Origin of the sequence: Bradyrhizobium sp. (assembly GCF_016462955.1) — a bacterium.
Taxonomy (GTDB): domain Bacteria; phylum Pseudomonadota; class Alphaproteobacteria; order Rhizobiales; family Xanthobacteraceae; genus Bradyrhizobium.
Genome location: NZ_JAEMSD010000374.1, coordinates 1 through 255 on the forward strand (window position 1 = coordinate 1; position 255 = coordinate 255).

Below are 255 nucleotides of genomic sequence, written 5' to 3' on the forward strand. Positions count from 1 at the left end.
CAGTGTGCTCGACGGCGATCCCATCCGGCAGAACGTCATCAACCAGGACGTGCTGAGCTGAGCGGGCGCTGGGCGGGCGACACATTCCGCCCGCCCCCAGAACGCCAGAAAGCGTCCCATTTTGGTGCAGATCGGGCCCCAACTCAGCCTTAATCAAACGCGCGTAATGGGCTTGAAGCGCGCAGGCAGTGGGACAGACTGGCCCGCGCGCCGAGCTGGAGGATGGCCCTTGGCAGAGATCGACCCGACCGACCA